Source organism: Streptomyces viridifaciens, from assembly GCF_001888885.2.
GTDB classification, from domain to species: domain Bacteria; phylum Actinomycetota; class Actinomycetes; order Streptomycetales; family Streptomycetaceae; genus Kitasatospora; species Kitasatospora aureofaciens.
The window spans coordinates 800,943-816,765 of record NZ_CP090841.1; the positions used below are offsets into that span (position 1 = coordinate 800,943).

Annotated in this window: 16 protein-coding genes and 2 pseudogenes; 12 read left to right on the plus strand and 6 right to left on the minus strand. The window is 73.5% G+C overall.

Features of this window, described 5'->3' with window-relative positions; translation table 11 throughout:
- Positions 1 to 103: 103 nt before the first annotated feature.
- Positions 104 to 919 carry an MOSC domain-containing protein gene (locus BOQ63_RS11030; protein WP_030287815.1) on the plus strand — a complete coding sequence of 272 codons (816 nt, stop codon included), beginning with the start codon at positions 104 to 106 and terminating at the stop codon, positions 917 to 919.
- Positions 920 to 998: 79 nt separating this feature from the next.
- On the opposite strand, the gene BOQ63_RS11035 is transcribed toward BOQ63_RS11030, so the two are convergent.
- On the minus strand, positions 999 to 1,391 hold the full coding sequence (locus BOQ63_RS11035; RefSeq protein ID WP_030287817.1) for a ribonuclease: 393 nt from the start codon (positions 1,389 to 1,391) through the stop codon (positions 999 to 1,001).
- 289 nt (positions 1,392 to 1,680) lie between these two features.
- Between BOQ63_RS11035 and BOQ63_RS11040 the strand changes: the two genes are divergently transcribed.
- A complete protein-coding gene (locus tag BOQ63_RS11040) occupies positions 1,681 to 3,336 on the plus strand; it encodes a carboxyl transferase domain-containing protein (protein ID WP_191093548.1) in 1,656 nt (551 codons plus the stop codon).
- 519 nt (positions 3,337 to 3,855) lie between these two features.
- Positions 3,856 to 4,230: an aggregation-promoting factor C-terminal-like domain-containing protein gene (locus BOQ63_RS11045; protein ID WP_223885899.1), complete on the plus strand. Its 375-nt coding sequence runs from the start codon at positions 3,856 to 3,858 to the stop codon at positions 4,228 to 4,230.
- Positions 4,231 to 4,465: 235 nt separating this feature from the next.
- On the opposite strand, the gene BOQ63_RS11050 is transcribed toward BOQ63_RS11045, so the two are convergent.
- The gene (locus BOQ63_RS11050) at positions 4,466 to 4,924 is read right to left on the minus strand and encodes an HD domain-containing protein (protein ID WP_030287826.1); all 459 of its coding nucleotides are present in this window, start codon (positions 4,922 to 4,924) and stop codon (positions 4,466 to 4,468) included.
- 220 nt (positions 4,925 to 5,144) lie between these two features.
- Between BOQ63_RS11050 and BOQ63_RS11055 the strand changes: the two genes are divergently transcribed.
- Positions 5,145 to 6,071 carry an AEC family transporter gene (locus tag BOQ63_RS11055; RefSeq protein WP_030287828.1) on the plus strand — a complete coding sequence of 309 codons (927 nt, stop codon included), beginning with the start codon at positions 5,145 to 5,147 and terminating at the stop codon, positions 6,069 to 6,071.
- A gap of 33 nt (positions 6,072 to 6,104) precedes the next feature.
- Here the strand turns inward: BOQ63_RS11055 and BOQ63_RS11060 are convergent, their stop codons facing one another.
- On the minus strand, positions 6,105 to 6,539 hold the full coding sequence (locus BOQ63_RS11060) for a MarR family transcriptional regulator (protein ID WP_072654156.1): 435 nt from the start codon (positions 6,537 to 6,539) through the stop codon (positions 6,105 to 6,107).
- A gap of 164 nt (positions 6,540 to 6,703) precedes the next feature.
- Between BOQ63_RS11060 and BOQ63_RS11065 the strand changes: the two genes are divergently transcribed.
- The gene (locus tag BOQ63_RS11065; protein ID WP_072654157.1) at positions 6,704 to 7,594 is read left to right on the plus strand and encodes an alpha/beta fold hydrolase; all 891 of its coding nucleotides are present in this window, start codon (positions 6,704 to 6,706) and stop codon (positions 7,592 to 7,594) included.
- Positions 7,595 to 8,088: 494 nt separating this feature from the next.
- Entirely contained in the window at positions 8,089 to 8,286 is a 198-nt protein-coding gene (locus tag BOQ63_RS11070) for a hypothetical protein (protein WP_030288433.1), read from the plus strand.
- A 229-nt stretch (positions 8,287 to 8,515) separates the two neighbouring features.
- On the opposite strand, the gene BOQ63_RS11075 is transcribed toward BOQ63_RS11070, so the two are convergent.
- Complete coding sequence (locus tag BOQ63_RS11075; RefSeq protein WP_030288432.1) at positions 8,516 to 8,779, minus strand: dsRBD fold-containing protein; 264 nt, start codon at positions 8,777 to 8,779, stop codon at positions 8,516 to 8,518.
- 265 nt (positions 8,780 to 9,044) lie between these two features.
- On the opposite strand from BOQ63_RS11075, the pseudogene BOQ63_RS11080 reads away from it, so the two are divergent.
- The 4 genes and pseudogenes from BOQ63_RS11080 to BOQ63_RS11095 form a co-directional block, all read left to right on the plus strand.
- Positions 9,045 to 9,884, plus strand: a pseudogene (locus BOQ63_RS11080) (DMT family transporter); the annotation flags it as partial.
- A 245-nt stretch (positions 9,885 to 10,129) separates the two neighbouring features.
- Positions 10,130 to 10,351 carry a DUF6629 family protein gene (locus BOQ63_RS11085; protein WP_050366411.1) on the plus strand — a complete coding sequence of 74 codons (222 nt, stop codon included), beginning with the start codon at positions 10,130 to 10,132 and terminating at the stop codon, positions 10,349 to 10,351.
- A gap of 45 nt (positions 10,352 to 10,396) precedes the next feature.
- On the plus strand, positions 10,397 to 10,534 hold the full coding sequence (locus BOQ63_RS11090; protein WP_318299358.1) for a hypothetical protein: 138 nt from the start codon (positions 10,397 to 10,399) through the stop codon (positions 10,532 to 10,534).
- 58 nt (positions 10,535 to 10,592) lie between these two features.
- Positions 10,593 to 10,655, plus strand: a pseudogene (locus BOQ63_RS11095) (hypothetical protein); the annotation flags it as partial.
- A 200-nt stretch (positions 10,656 to 10,855) separates the two neighbouring features.
- On the opposite strand, the gene BOQ63_RS11100 reads toward BOQ63_RS11095, so the two are convergent.
- Together BOQ63_RS11100 and BOQ63_RS11105 are read right to left on the minus strand one after the other, a co-directional pair.
- Positions 10,856 to 12,202: an MFS transporter gene (locus tag BOQ63_RS11100; protein ID WP_030288430.1), complete on the minus strand. Its 1,347-nt coding sequence runs from the start codon at positions 12,200 to 12,202 to the stop codon at positions 10,856 to 10,858.
- Complete coding sequence (locus BOQ63_RS11105; RefSeq protein ID WP_030288429.1) at positions 12,199 to 12,822, minus strand: ArsR/SmtB family transcription factor; 624 nt, start codon at positions 12,820 to 12,822, stop codon at positions 12,199 to 12,201. Before BOQ63_RS11105 ends, BOQ63_RS11100 begins: the two co-directional genes overlap by 4 nt.
- Before the next feature lie 315 nt (positions 12,823 to 13,137).
- On the opposite strand from BOQ63_RS11105, the gene BOQ63_RS11110 reads away from it, so the two are divergent.
- Positions 13,138 to 13,836, plus strand: coding sequence for a sensor histidine kinase (locus BOQ63_RS11110; RefSeq protein WP_030288427.1), 699 nt, complete (start codon positions 13,138 to 13,140; stop codon positions 13,834 to 13,836).
- A 141-nt stretch (positions 13,837 to 13,977) separates the two neighbouring features.
- Positions 13,978 to 15,804, plus strand: a complete 1,827-nt coding sequence (locus BOQ63_RS11115; protein WP_072654158.1) for a DNA polymerase/3'-5' exonuclease PolX — start codon at positions 13,978 to 13,980, stop codon at positions 15,802 to 15,804.
- The last annotated feature ends 19 nt before the right edge of the window (positions 15,805 to 15,823 follow it).

Consider the following 15,823-nt stretch of genomic DNA (forward strand, 5'->3'; position numbering starts at 1 on the left):
CGCGCCGCCGCAGGGGGCCGTCGGCTCGACGACCGGGCCGACAACTACCCTACGGGCAATGATCAGGAGCGGTCCGGAGCGGCCGCGGGGGTACGGGGGCGGCATGGCCACGGTGACGGAGTTGCGGTACTACCCGGTGAAGGGCTGTGCCGGAGTGCGGGTCGAGCAGGCGGAGTTGACCCCGGCCGGGCTGGCCCACGACCGGGCCTTCATGGTGGTGGACGAGCGGGGCGTGTTCCGTTCCCAGCGGCGCGACGCACTGCTGGCCACCGTCCGTCCGACGGTGGAGCCGGGCGAGCGGCTGGCCCTCGCCGCCCCCGGGGTGGAACCGGTGGCGTTTTCCGTGGACACCGTGGGCCCGCGCCGCAAGGTGGAGTTGTTCGGCGCACCCTTCCTCGCCGTCGACCAGGGCGACGAGGCGGCCGACTGGCTCTCCCGGGTGCTGGGCGTTCCCAGCCGGCTGGTCCGGGTGCCGCCGGAGCACGACCGGGTGACCGACGGGCTGAACCCGGGGACGTCCGGCTTCGCCGACAGCAGCGCGGTGCACCTGCTGTCCCGTTCCAGCCTGGACGACTTCAACGAGCGCACCGGCGGAGCGCCGCTGCCCGTGGAGCGGTTCCGCCCCAACCTGGTGGTGGACGGCTGGCCGGAGCCGCACACCGAGGACCTGCTGCGCCGGTTCACCGTCGGCGGCGCCGAGTTGGGCTACACGAAGCTGGCGATCCGGTGCTCGGTGACGCTGGTGGACCAGTCCACCGGCGCCAAGGCGGGCCCGGAGCCGCTGCGCACCCTGGCACGCTACCGCCGGGCGGCGGCCGGCGGGGTCGCGTTCGGCAGCAAGTTCTCGGTGCTGCGCCCGGGCACGCTGCGGGTCGGGGACGAGCTGACGGTGAGCGACTGGGGGTCGTCCGAGCTGTAGCCCGCCTTCGACGAACCGCGTGCCGCGTCCGTGGCCCCGGCGGGGACGCCCGCCGGGGCCACGGACCTGCCGGCGGACGTCAGCAGGTCTGGTCGATCAGGGAGAACGTCGCGTAGTGGTCGCCGGTGTAGTAGTCCTCCTGGGTGGCCTCACCGGTGATGATCCGGCGGGTACCGCGAGTCCGGGCGCCCGGGGTGATGACGGTGTACTCGTGGTAGTACCCGTACGACTGGGTGGGCAGGACGCTCTCTCTGTTCTGGAACACCACGCCGTCCTGCGAGTACGGGAACGGACCGTCCGAGGCGATCAGGTTAAGGGTGTCGGTGGCCTCCGGCGGAAGCGCGGACAGGCACACCGTGCCGCTCACGTCGGCGTGCGCCTCGGTGGCGACGGCGACAGGAGCGAGGGTCATCAGGGCGACGGCGGTGATGGCGGCAGCGCGGGTCTTCCACGCGCGTAGAGTGCGGGTCATGCCCCCAGTGTGTCGAGCCACCGACAACCTCGAAAGGCCTTCGAACACTTTTTACCGGCGGGTAACTCTCGCTTTCCATAAGCGACTTGAGCTGTACGTCGACCTCCGGTGACACACCGTCGGGGCCGCCCACGAACCGCCCGTCCCGCCCTTGGGTCGACCGCCGTCGAACAACTGCAGGCCCCGCTGTCGGGCTGCTCACACCTTCACAGCACTCCCACAACGGCCCGCCCGCGCCGCATAGAGTGACGGACCGGGTCGGACCGGAACGATCTCTGACGGGGTGGACATGGATACGGGCAGCAGCACGGGTTCGGGCACGGCTTCGGGTTCGGGTTCGGGTTCGGCCGTCGGCAGGGGCACGGCGCTGACCGCCCACCAGCTGATCGGACTGCTGGTCGACCCGGGCGGCTTCCACAGCTGGGACGAGCCACTCACCGCGCCGCCGTCCGGGTCGGCACCCACGCCCGCACCGCCCAGCACGTCGCTTTCCGCGCTGTCCGCCTCGGCGCCCACCGATCCCGGCTACCGCGCCTCGCTCGACCGGGCCCGCGACCGCACCGGTCTGGACGAGGCCGTGCTCACCGGCCTCGGTCTGGTCGACGGACGACCGGTCGCCCTGGTCGCCTCCGAATTCGGTTTCCTCGGCGGCTCCATCGGCGTCGCCACCGCCGAACGGATCACCCGGGCCGTCGAGCGCGCCACCGCCGAGCGGCTCCCGCTGCTCGCCCTGCCGGTCTCCGGCGGCACCAGGATGCAGGAGGGCTCGGCGGCCTTCCTCTGCATGCTCCGCATCACCGCCGCCGTCCAGGCCCACCGCGCGGCCGGCCTCCCCTACCTCACCTATCTGCGCAACCCGACCATGGGCGGGGTCTTCGCCTCCTGGGGCACCCTCGGCCAGCTGGTCTTCGCCGAGCCGGGCGCCCGGCTCGGCTTCCTCGGCCCGCGGGTCTACGAGGAGCTGCGCGGCGTGGAGCTGCCGGCCGACGTCCAGCTGGCCGAGACGCTCGCCGGGCACGGGCTGGTGGACGCCGTGGTACCGCCGCAGGAGCTGCGCGAACTGCTCCGCCGCACGCTCTCCGTCCTCGGCACGGCGCCTCCCCCTCACAGGGGTACGGCCGGGTCCGCACCCAGCGGTCCCGCTCGGTCCGACCACCCCGTCGAGCAGCCCGCCCCGCACCCCGACGCCTGGGACTCCGTCCGCCGCACCCGCCGTCCCGACCGCCCCGGCACCCGCGAGCTGCTGCGCCGCACCGCCGAGGAGCTGGTGCTGCTGGACGCGCCCGGCGGCCGCGCCGACGCACTGGTCCGGGCGCTCGCCGTACTCGGCGGCCGGCCCGTCCTGGTCGTCGGCCAGCAGCGGCAGACCCCGGAGCACGAGCACCCCTTCACCGCCGCCGACCTGCGGGCCGTCCGGCACACGGCGCGCCTGGCCGAGCAGCTGCGCCTACCGCTGGTCACCGTGGTGGACACGGCCGGGGCCGAACTGTCCGCGCAGGCCGAGCTGGACGGGATCGCCGTGGAGATCGCGCACTGTCTTACCACCCTGCTCGCACTGCGCACGCCCGTCCTCGCCGTCCTGCTCGGTCAGGGGTCCGGCGGCGGCGCACTGGCACTGCTCCCCGCCGACCGGGTGCTCGCCGCCGGCCACGCCTGGCTGGCGCCGCTGCCGCCGGAGGGCGCCTCGGCGATCGTGCACCGGGACGGCGCGCACGCCGCCGAGCTGGCCCGGGCCCAGGGCATCGGCGCCCACGACCTGGCGCGGGTCGGGCTCGTGGACGAGGTCATCCCGGAGCTGCCGGACGCCGCCGAGGAGCCGGAGTCCTTCTGCGCGCGCCTGGGAGCGGCGCTCAACGCGGCGCTCGCCGAGCTGTCGGTCACCGGCGAGGCGGACCGGCTCGCCGCCCGGGCGCTCCGGCACCGGCGCCTCGGCGACCGTCGGTGACCGCGGGTGAGCCGGGACGGTCGGGGCGTGACCGGATTCTGTGGTGCCGGACACAGATCGTCAGTACCCAAAGTACTGTGAGCGGTTCGTCTGGTCAGCGCCCCCGCCCCCAAGCGGTGAGTGCGCTCACAGCGGATTCACGGCTACGACGGATGGTAGTGATGGGCGCACAGCGGTTTCCGCACCCGCCACATTCCCTGCCCACGGCGTCCTGACCGACGTTCGCCCAGGTCAGGGACTGTACCAGCGACGGCAGCCGGCACCCCTTCGAATCCATGGCGACCGCCGTGCGTACGACCGTGCGTCGTACCAAGGGGGTCTTGGCGGGGGCCGATCCGGTCTGGCAACAATGGCTCTCGTCGTCAGCCGCACCGGCTCCTGTCCCGCCGGTGAACGGCTTGCCGCCGAGTCGCGCTCCACAACCGCAACGGCCCCTGTCCGGCCCGTGGTCCTGGGCGGGGCGCGACTCGGCCCAACCCGATTGAGGTCCTGCCCTACATGCCCGCTTTCAAGCTCCGTATGCGCACTTCCGCCGCGATCCTCGCCGGCGCCGCTGGTCTGACCGCCCTGGGCGCGGGTGTGCTGCCCGCCACCGCCAACGCCGCCACCGCCTCCCCGAAGGCCATCGCCGCCCGGATCGTCCCGGCGAACCAGCTGGCCTCGTTCAGCCAGATCATCTCCCACGAGTCCGGCTGGAACGTGACCGCGACCAACCCGAGCTCGGGCTCCTACGGACTGGGCCAGGCGCTGCCGGCCTCCAAGATGGCCTCCGCCGGCGCGGACTGGAAGACCAACCCGGCCACCCAGATCAAGTGGGCGCTGGACTACATGAACACCCGCTACGGCAGCCCGAACGCCGCCTGGGCCTTCTGGCAGACCCACCACTGGTACTGAGCCGACCGACCACCGGCCTAACCGGCTTCCACCCGTCTCCTGACCATTTCCCCCCTCACCCCGGGGGTCGGACAGGGACCACCGGGGTGACCCGACAGGGCCCGGGCCCGCGCGAACCGCGTGGCCCGGGCCCTGTCGCACTTGCCGCGACGTCCGCCGCCCGCCATCCGCTCTCCCCCGTCCCCCGTCCCCCGTCGGCTGTCCCCCGTCAGCTGTCCGCTGTCCGCTCTACGGTTCAGAGCTCACCGGTGAGCCCCAGCAGCTCCCGCATCCGCGCGTACTTGGCCGTCAGCCGCTCCGCGGTCGCCCGGTCCAGCGCGGCCAGCCGGGACGGGTCGGAGTTGTGTGCGAGGTCGGCGCGCTTGACCAGCAGCGCGCCGGGCGTGGCCAGGATGCGCGCGGTGTACGCCTCGACCGGCTCCTCGGGCCGCCGGGTGAGCGCGTCCACGATCGCCTTGGTCGCCTCCGGCAGCGCGGCCCCCGCCAGCCACTCCCGGCTCAGCCGCCCGTCCTCGACGGTGTCGTGCAGCCAGCCCGCCGCGATCTGCGCCTCACTGCCGCCGCGGGCCGCCGTCCCCTCGGCGACCGCGGCGATGTGCTCGCCGTACGGATGGCCGTTCTTGTCCACCTGCCCCTCGTGGGCACGGCGCGCGATGGTCTCCACCTCGGACAGGCTCAGGTACTGGTCCTCCACCGGCTCATCGTAAGCCCGTCCGCCGGGCGGCTCTCCGGCACGTCCCGGCGGGCTCCGGTTCCCGTCCTCGTCAGTGGCCCCTTGACCGGCCCGTTGATCAACTCGTCGAAGGCCACTGATTTACTCCTCCGGGGGTTCTCGGCGGTCCCGGTGGTCCTGCGCCCTCGGGCGGGCGACACCCGCCGCACCCGGCAGACCCGTACGAGCGATCCGAGGAACCATGCCCGCCCTCCATCCGCTGCTGTCCGCCTTCGCCCCGATCTGGGCCCTCACCGCAGTCGGCTACCTCGTCGCCCGTGCCGGGCTGATCGGGCCGCAGGCGGAGATGGTGCTGACCCGCTACGTCTTCCACGTCGCGATGCCGGCCGCCCTCTTCCTGATGATCGCCCGCACCCCGCTGGGCCACTTCGCCAACCCGTCGATGCTCGCCTTCGTGGCCGGCGCCGCCGTCGCGACCGGCCTCGGGCTGCTCGCCGGGCGCGTGCTCTTCCGGCGCGAACGCGGCGAACTGGCGATCGGTGCGATGGCCGCCGGTTACGTCAACTCCGCCAACCTCGGCATCCCGGTGACCATGCAGGTCGTCGGCGACGCCTCCTTCGTCGGACCGGTGATCCTCTTCCAGATCCTGCTGGTCACCCCGGCCGTCCTGGCCGTCCTGGACAGCGGCGCGGCCGGCCGACGGGCCCTGCTCACCCTGCCGCTGCGCAACCCGGTCCTGCTCGCCACCGCGCTCGGCGCCCTCGCCTCCGCGACCGGGCTGCACCTTCCCGCCGAGCTCCACCACTCCGCCGAACTGCTCGGCGGCGCCGGAGTGCCGACCGCCCTGGTCGCCCTCGGCATGTCGCTGCACAACCGGCCGCCGGCCGACGGCCTCTCCCGCCGCGTCGAGGTCGGGCTGACCGTCGCGATCAAGACCCTGGTCCAGCCGCTGGTCACCCTGCTCGTGGCCGGCCCGGTGCTCCACCTTCCCGCCCACCAGCTGCTCACCGTGGTGCTCTTCTCCGCCCTGCCGACGGCGCAGAACATCTACACCTACGCCCGCGAGTACGGGCAGGGCACCGACCTCGCCCGGGACACGGTGCTCTGGTCGACGCTGGTGTCGATGGTGACCCTGTCCGTGATCGCCTGGACCCTCGGGCCCGCGTGACCTCCTCCCTGCTGCGCCCCGCCGCCCGACTGCTCACTGCCGCCGGGCGGCGGCCACCACGGAGGTCATCGCCTCCAGAAAGCGGCGGGCCGTCGCCAGCTCGGCCGCGTCGAACCGGTCCATCGCCGCGACGAGGTCCCCGATCAGCCCGCCGAAGAAGCCCTGACCCAGCTCCATCGCCCGCTCCTCCACCATCAGCCGGATCCTGCGCCGGTCCTCCGGATCGCGCTCGCGGCGGATCAGCCCGAGCCGCTCCAACCGGTCCACCAGGCCGGTGGTGCCCGCCGAGTTCAGCCGCAGCGCCTCCCCGAGCCGGCCCGGGGTGACCACCTCCCCGGCCCGGGCGGCGTCCAGCAGGTGGATCAGCGCCCGCAGGTCGGTCGGATGCAGACCACTGCGAGCCGCGAACTCAGCCCCGAACAGGTCGAGTTCGACCGTCAGACCGCGCAGCAGGTGTACCAGCCGCATCGGCTCCCCAACCTCGGACACCCTCTCGTCCTTCCTCGGGCACGTACGTGCCATGATTCTCTCGTTCAGCGAGATACTTGTTCAACGAGTGATTCAGCGACTGATCCAGCAGCTGATCGCGTGCGTCAACCGCACGTGATCACACCACGCCGCGGAGGCCCATCATGTCCGCCCGCACCGCCCCGTCCCACCCGGCGCGCCTCGCGCCCTTCCTCGCCGCGTACGACGCACTCCTCGCCCGCTGGCCCGTACCGGTCGAGCCGCTCACCGTCCGAACCGCCCACGGCACCACCCGGATCAACGCCTGCGGCCCCGCCGACGGCCACCCCCTCGTCCTGCTCCACGGCGGCGGCGCCACCTCCGCCATGTGGTACGCCAACGCCGGTGCCCTGGCCGAGGCGGGCCACCGCGTCCTCGCCGTCGACCTGATCGGCGACCCCGGGCGCAGCGTCCACGACGGCACCCCACTCGGCGACGTCCCCGGCCTGCTCGGCTGGCTCGACGCCGTGCTCGACCAACTGGGCATTCCCGCCGCCCACTTCTGCGGCCACTCGTACGGCGGCTGGATCGCCCTCGAGTACACCCTGCACACCCCCACCCGGGTCAGCAGCCTCGCCCTGCTCGACCCCACCCAGTGCTTCGCCGGCTACCGCCCCGGCTACCTCCTGCGCGCCCTGCCCCTCTTCCTCCCCGGCCGCACCCCGCCCCGCGCCCGCAACTTCCTGGACTGGGAAGCCGCCCCCGGCTCCCACACCGACACCGACTGGCGCGAGCTCTACGCCCTCGGCTACGCCGACTTCCCCGCCTCTCCCGTCATCACCGGCCCCCGCCCCACGCCCACCCGGCTCCGCACCCTCACCGCCCCCCTCCTCGCTCTCTACGCCGAACACTCCCGCGCCCACGACCCCCACCGCACCGCCGCCGCCACCCGCCACACCCTCCCCCACGCCACCGTCACCACCATCCCGGGCGCCTCCCACCACACCCTCCCCATGGCCGCCGCCCCGGAGGTCAACCACCACCTCCTCAACTTCCTCCCCCCGCCGCACCCCTGACCCCGGGCTCCACCAGGGCCCCGTCACCGGCCGAACTCACGCTCACCGCCACCCCGGGGGGGCCGGCTCCTCCTCCCACCACCTCCCCACAACCACCCCGCACAGCCCCCGCCACCAAGGCCCCCAACCGCAGCTGCCGCGAGCCCCGGCACAGAAGGTCGACCCCACCGACTTCCTACGCAAAGCCCCCCGAAAGCGCTGCCCACAACCGGCCCACGACCGCCACGCCCAAGGCCACCCGGCAACCCCCCGCCACCCAGACCCGCGCCACTGCGCAGGAAGTCGACCCCGCGGCTCTGCCGGAGAGTGTCGTGAACACGTGGACTCCCCGGCGCTGCGCGATCTGGCCGGGCGGTCCCGGGTTGACCGTGCCCACGAGGTCTTCCGCGAGGCGCTGTACGAGATCGGCACCGCTCTGCCCGACGGGCACACCGCCGACCTCTGTTTGCTCCACCACCTGGCGGGCCGACTGGCGGCCGGGGAGGTCACGGCCGGTGAGGTGGTGGGCGAGGCCTGGTACCGCTGTCTGTCGGGGGGACACCGAGGCCGAGCGTCAGTTCATCGACACCATCGGCCCCGAATACTGGGTCGAGACCCTCGCGTCCGGGCCGCCCGAGGGGTACCAGGCCTGGCAGGACTCGGTGGGCGCGGCGGCCGAGCTACTGTGCCGGGCCGAGGCGCCGAGCTGGTAGCCCACGGACCGTCGCGCCGCGCGGAGGACGGATACCGAAGGCGCCCCCAAGTCGTTGCCTCAGACAGCCGCCCGCCCCCAAGGACACCCGTCCAGCGGCACCCTCCCGGAGGGCATCCGCTTCCGGACGGCGATCGACGACCGACCGGCCGGCCAACCCGTCCCGCTCGGGCGGGTCGGCCGTATCGGTCGTGGGTGCCGTTCGACGCGCCGAGTTCGTCGGCCGATGGTCAGTAGATCAGATAGCCCGGGCGGTGCCCCTCGTCCTCGATCTCTCCGGTGGCCTGTGCCCGCAGCTTGCGGGACAGTTCCTCCAGGGCTCGGGAGGCCGCGACCTCCTCGCCGATCCTGGCGAGCGGACGGTCATCCGCGCTCTTCTCGGCCTCGCCGTGCGCGCTCAGGCCCGGCGCCCTCGCGCCCGTCAACCTGGCGTCGCACGTCGTGTGCACGCCGTCCTCGTCGAAGCTCAGTTCCACGTCCCATTGGTTGTGCATGCCACACCTCCTGGCGCCGGCCCCCGCCACGCCGGTCCGGGCCGGCCAGGACGGTGGGTCCGTGGCGGCCGCTGACACCAGCGTGCGCCGCCCCACCGGTGGCGGCAAGCGCGGCGGTTGCCGCCACGGACCGGCCTGGTACTGTCGCGTCCGGTCGGCCCGGCCGCCGCCCCGGCGGTACGCTGACGGAAGCGCGCCGCGACCGCCGTCCCTCCCCCGGCCCCGCCTACGCGGCGCGGGGTAGCGACAACCTGGTGGTCCCTCCGTGGCGGTCTTCCTCCTCGCTCTGAGCGCGGCCTGCTGTCTGGGACTCGGCTTCGTCCTCCAGCAGCACGCGGCGCAACGCGCCCCGCGTGCCGACATGCTGCGCTGGCGCCTGCTGCTGGACCTGGTGCGGATGCCCGAGTGGCTGCTCGGCACCGGGTTCATGGTCGGCGGTCTGCTCCTCTCCGCGCTCGCTCTCCACCAGGGCGAGGTGTCGCTGGTCGAGCCGCTGCTCGCGACCAACCTGCTCTTCGCCATGGCTCTCTCCCGGGTGCTGACCCGTCAGACCCTCGGCCGCTCCGGCTGGGCCGGGGTACTGCTGCTGGGTCTGGGGGTGACGGCGTTCATCGTGGCCGGGCAGCCGACCGGGGGCGGTCCACCCGCCGGGGAGCTGCGCCACTGGCTGGTGGTCGGCACAGTGGTCGGGCTGACCCTGCTGCTGGTGACGCTGGCCCGTCGACTGCCGTTGTTCGAGGAGGCCACCCTGCTGGCCCTCGCCGCCGGACTGCTCTACGGCCTCCAGGACGCACTGACCCGCACCACCACCCAGCGCCTCGACCACAGCGGACTCGCGGTGGTGCTGCGCAGCTGGCAGCCGTACGCGGTCGTGGTGGCGGGCGTGGTCGGACTGCTGCTGGTGCAGAGCGCCTTCGAGGCCGCACCGCTGCGGATGTCGCTGCCCGCCCTGACCGCCGCCCAGCCGCTGTCCGGGATCGCCTGCGCGGTCGGCTTCCTCGGCGACCGGCTGCGGGTCACGCCGGGCGCGCTGGCCTGGGAGGCCGCGGGACTGGTGGCGATCGTGATCGGGGTGATCGTGATCGGCCGACATCCGGCGATGCCCGGAAGCGTCCGGGAGACCCTGGAGAACATCGGGGCACCGCCGGGGAACGAGTCGGCCGGCGGTGATGTCGGTCCGGACCAGGGCGGCGGTGGCAGCAAGCGCACCGCCGGCAGCGACGGTAATGACGACGGTGATGACCACGGCAGCGACGCTGACCCCTACGACGGCACCGGCACGAGCACGAGCACCAGCACCAGCACCAGCACCAGCGCTGACGCGAACGGGAAGGGCGAGTAGGCGGATCGATGTGCTGGAGCGCCCAGGCGGACGCCGTGGTCGGCGGGGCGGTCGCGGGCGTCGGCGTGGCCTGTCTGGTGCGCGCCCGGCGGTCGGGGCCACCGCAGCGCCTGCTGCTCGCCGCGCTCCCGCTGGTGCTGGGCGTGCACCAGCTGATCGAGGCGCTGGTCTGGCTCGGTACCGACGGTGAGCTGCCGTCGGCTCTCGCCGGGGCGGCCCGCACCGCCTAGGTGGCGATCGCCCTACCCTGCTGCCCGCCCTGGTGCCCACCGGGGTTGTGGTGCGCGACCCAGGGGCCCAGGCATCCGGCCGCGCCGAACCGGCGCCGCGTGCTCGCCCTGCTCACCCTGCTCACCCTGCTGGGCGCAGCGGTCTCGATCCCCCTCGCGGCCGCCGTCGCCCCTACCCGGTGACGGCCTGCTGGCAAGGTCACACCCTCGGTTACGCCATCGGCATCCGCATGCGGCCCTCCTGCTCGCCGGCTACCTCCTCACCACGGTCGGCTCCTTCCTCGTCAGCGGCGACCGTCTGCTCCGCCGCCTCGGCCTGCTCACCGGAGCGGGTGCCGTCCTCTGCGCCCTGCTCTGGCGATCGCGTTCGTCTCCACCTGGTGCGCCCTCGCCGCCTTGGCCAGCCTCCTACTCCTCCACTGGGCGGGACACCCGCCCGCGAACCGTCGATGAAGGGTGGGCTTTCGCCCTGCCCCAGCCCGTCCGTCGTTCGATGCCCGCCCCCTACGGCCGTGCCGCTTCCAGCGCGTCCTCCGCGCCGTCCGTCACCTGCTCACCGGCCTCGGCACGCCCGTGCCCGCGCTGGCGGTCCATCTCCCGCCACTCCGGCCGCAGTCCGGTCAGCGTGGTGGTGGCGAAGTACAGGACCCCGGCCGTGAGCAGGCTGGGTATCAGGCCCACCAGAGCGACCGCCGCGCCCGCGAGGAGGCCCCCGAGAGGGATGCCGGCCCAGGCCAGGGAGTCGCTGAGGGCGTGGACGCGGCCGAGCAGGTGGCGGGGCACCCGTTCGAAGAGGACCGCGCCGAGGATCGGGTTGAGGAATCCGGACCCGAAGCCACCCACGGCGAAGACCGCGACCACCGCCCACATCGGCGCGTCCAACGCGAGCACCAGGTAGCGAGGCGCCCCGGCGAGCAGGAAGCCGACGAAGAAGACCGTACGCCGGGGCAGCCGGTGGGCGAGCGTGGCCGCGATCAGGCTGCCGGCCACCGCGGTGACGCCCAGGACACTGCCGATCAGCCCGATACCAGCCGGGCCGTTGCCGGACTCCCGGGCCCAGACCGGGAGCAGGACGGTCGAGAACCCGGCGTCGAGCAGGTTGGTGATGCCGACCATGATGGTGACGGTGAGCAGCAGCGGTTCCGTCCGCAGGAAGCCGAAGCCCTCCCGGAACATCCGCCAGTAGCCGCCGTCGCGCTGGTCCGGCTCGACGGGGACCGTGCTTGAAGCCGCCTCCGGGACGGCCGAGCGCCCCATGCCGGGTGGCAGCGCCAGGGCGATGATCAGCGATCCGAGCGCGAAGGTGCCCGCGTTGACCGCCAGCCCGGCCAGCGGCCCCACCAACGCGACCAGCCCGCCACCGACCGCCGGCCCGATCGTGGAGGCCAGCCGCTCGGTGACGCCGGACAGCCCGGTGGCCCGCTCCATCGGCACCCGGGCGCGGTCGGCCGCTTCCGGGACCATGACCGACTTGGCCAAGTCCCCCGGCCCGCGCATCGCACCGATCACCGCGACCATCACCAGCAGCGTCCAGAACGGCAGCAGTCCCTGGGCGTGCAGCAGCGGAACGAGCCCGGCCGCGACGGCGCTCGCGGCGTCCGTCGTCCAGGACACCACGCGCGGCCCGAGCCGGTCGACCAACGGCCCGGTCAGCGCCTTGACCAGGACGTACGGCGTCATCTCGGCGAAGGCGACCAGGCCGGTCAGGGTGGCGCTGCCGGTGGTGGCCAGGACGAACCAGGGCAGGGCGATGGCGGAGACCCGTGTCCCGGTCAGGGAGACCGCCGTGGCTGCGAGCACCCCGACCAGCGGCCGCAGGCTGCGCACCGGCGGAGCGGCGACGGTGGTCATTCGGCACTCCCCTCGGCGGGTTCGGACGGCCCCTGGGCATCGGGAAGCACGTGGACCACCACGGAGACCTGCTCGCTGCCCTCCGGCACCGGCCCCTCGGCGCCGACCCGCCGGTAGCGCCGGAGGACCGCGGACAACTCAGCGGTGAGCTGCTCGGCCTCGCCCGGCGTGATCTGCAGCAGCATGTCGCTGAAGTCGACCGCCTTGCGCCACTCCCTGGGCATCGTCTCGAAGGAGTCGAGCACGCGCTGCCCGGTCAGGGTGTGGCCGGCCAACACGGCGCGCAGGAAGCCGACGGCCGTCTCGGGCTCCTCGTCCGCCATGTCCTCCCCCGTCCAGACCGTCATCCGGTGTGCCGAACGCCACCACCGCTCCCGGGCGTTGCCGCGCTCCGCGTCCTCCTCCACGAAGCCCGCGGCGGCGAGCTGGCGCAGGTGGTAGCTGGTGGCTCCGGAGTTGAGCCCGAGCTGCTCGGCGAGCCTGGTCGCCGTGGACGGGCCGTGCTTGCGCAGCAGCCCGACCAGTCGCATCCGCACGGGGTGGGCCATCGCCTTCATGCCCTTGGCAGTGAGGACGACGTGCGGGTCGTCACTGTGCATCCAGCCGCGGTCTTCGGTCATAGCAGGAGACTAGGACCACAAAGATCTGTTTGCAAAGCCCTTTTTGCGAAGGATCCTTTGCGCTCGTCGAGCGCGCCATTGCGCCCCGCGAGCGGGCCACGGCCGGTCTACCGACTGGCTCGCGCCCGGCGTCCCCGCCGGTCGACGGGCCACCCACCCGCCGCTCGGCGGGGGCCGGGGCCGGGTACGGGTCCCGGAGCCGGATTGTCACCCGGGCGGAGGAGGAGCAGGCTGGCAGCAGGGCCAGGGAAGCGGCCCGCCCCGGTCGGCCGCGGACTCTACGACGGCCGCCGGTCAGGCACGAGGGGCAGGGCAATGGCACGCGGGAAGCTCTGGGGCTACGTCGCTTCGGGGGCTCGGGCGCTCGGTGCGTTCGGCGGCGCGGGCGGCGCGGGCGGCGCCGAACGCAAGGGCGCTGCGGGCACACCGGGGGGCCTCGGCCCGTACCCGCCGGTCGCGATGGCCGGCCCCCGGACGCTGTCCAGGACGGAACTCGACCAGTTGCGCTGGACCGGCCGCCAGGCCGGGTGCGAGCCGCAGGCGCGGCACGTCCAGGTCGCCGAGGTGGTGCGCCGGGTGCTGCGCGGCGGCGGGCGGGCGGCGGCCGTCACGGTCCGGCTGGCGCCCGGGCTGCCGGTGGTGGCCGGGGACGCCCGCCGGATGGAGGCCGCGGTGGCCGGGCTGGTCGACCATGCGATCCGGCGCAGCCCTCTGGGCGGCCGGGTGCTGGTCCGGGCGGACATCAGGCGCACCGGACCGACGGCGCCCCGGACCGGGGTCGGACGGGGCACGACCGCGCACCGCCGGGAACGAGTGGAGATACGGATATCCGACCGCGGCACGTACGAGCCGCCCGAGGCCCGCGAGTGGCTGCTCGCAGGCGTGCGGCCTTCCGAGCCGGTCGGCCCGGCGCTGCACAGCCTGGTGCTGGCGGCGGGCGGGCGACTCGTGGTCGAGCCGACACCCGGCGGCGGCCTGACCGTCGTGCTCCTGCTGACGGTCGCCTACGACTGACCGGCCGGCCCACACCGCCGCTCCCCGCCCGCCCCGCCGATCCGCCCGCGCCACCGGTCGGCGTGCCCCACCGATCGACCCGCGTCACCGATCGGCCCGCGCCGCGCGGCGAACGTCGGCCGCCGAACCTAGACTTGCCCCATGCCCCGGCTCAACGACCAGGTCGGAGAACTGCTCCAGGAGTACGCCGACCTGATCAACATCACCGGTGGGGACGCCTTCCGGGCCCGCGCCTACGAGAAGGCCGCCCGAGCCGTCGGCGGCCACCCCGAGGACCTGGCCGATCTGGACGTCAAGGGACTGCAGCAGATCCCCGGCGTCGGCAAGTCCACCGCCGAGAAGATCGCCGAGTACCTCGCGACCGGCAGGATCCCGGCGCTCGAGTCCCTGCGTGCCAAGATCCCGTCCGGCGTCCGGGAGATGATGGCCGTCCCCAGCGTCGGCCCGAAGCGTGCCCTCGCCCTCTACCGGGACCTCGGCATCGCCTCCGTGGAGGAGCTCGCCGAGGCGATCCGCGCCGACAGGCTGGCCGGCGTGGCCGGCTTCGGCGAGCGCAGCGGCGAGAAGATCCTGCACGGCATCGAGCTGATGCGGCAGTCCGGCGGACGGACCCTGCTCGACACCGCCACCGAGCTGGCCGAGCAGTTGGTCGAGGCGCTCTCCGCCGTCCCCGGCTGCACCCGCTGCGCGTACGCGGGTTCGCTGCGCCGGATGCGCGAGACGGTGGGCGACATCGACGTGCTGGCGACCGCCGCCGACTCCGCTCCGCTGATGGCCGCACTCACCGAACTCCCGTACGTGGCCGAGGTGATCGGCAGCGGACCGACCAAGACCTCGGTCCTCACCACCCAGGGGATCCAGGTGGACCTGAGGGTCGTGCCCGAGGAGGACTGGGGCGCCGCTCTGGTCTACTTCACCGGCTCGAAGGCGCACAACATCAAGCTGCGCACGATGGCGGTGCGGGCCGGGCTGAAGCTCTCCGAGTACGGCCTGTTCGAGGTCGACGGCGACGCCCGGAAGGGTGCCAAGGGAGCACAGGGCGCCAAGACGGAAGGCACCAAGGGAGCACAGGGCGCGAAGGGGGCACAGGGCGCCAGGACAGAAGGCACCAAGGTGGTCTCCGCGACCGAGGACGAGGTGTACGCGGCCCTCGGCCTGCCCTGGATCCCGCCGACGCTGCGCGAGGACCGCGGCGAGATCGAGGCCGCGCTGAACGGTGAACTCCCTGACCTCATCGAGGAGTCGGACCTGCGCGGCGACCTGCACACCCACACCGACCTGACCGACGGCCTGGCCACCCTCACCGAGATGATCGACACGGCCGCGGCCCGCGGCTACTCCTACTACGCCGTCACCGACCACGCGCCGGACCTGGTGATGCAGCGGATGACGAACGAGAAGATGCTCGCCCAGCGCGAGGAACTGCGCCGACTCGCCGACCGCCACAAGAAGTTGCGCCTGCTGCACGGCACCGAGCTGAACATCGGCCCGGACGGCGGCGTGGACTGGCCACCCGAGTTCCTGGGCGGCTTCGACGTCTGCGTGGCCTCCGTGCACTCGCACTTCAACCTCGACCGCGCCGCCCAGACCCGCCGGTTGATCCGCGCCTGCGAGAACCCGTACGTCCACATCATCGGCCACCTCACCACCCGGCGGATCGGCCGGCGCGGACCGATCGACGTCGACCTGGACGCGGTGTTCGAGGCCGCCGCGCGCACCGGAACCGCGATCGAGATCAACAGCTCCCCGCAGCGCCTCGACCTGCGCGACGAGGACGTCCTGCGGGCCAAGCGGCACGGCGTGCGCTTCTCGATCGACAGCGACGCGCACGCCACCGGCCACCTCGCCTACCCGCGCTTCGGCATCGGTACGGCGCAGCGCGGCTGGCTCACCACCGAGGACGTGATCAACGCCTGGACCTGGCAGAAGCTGAAGCGCTTCCTCCACAAGGACGCACTACAGAAGTAGTACTACGGACGTAGTACTC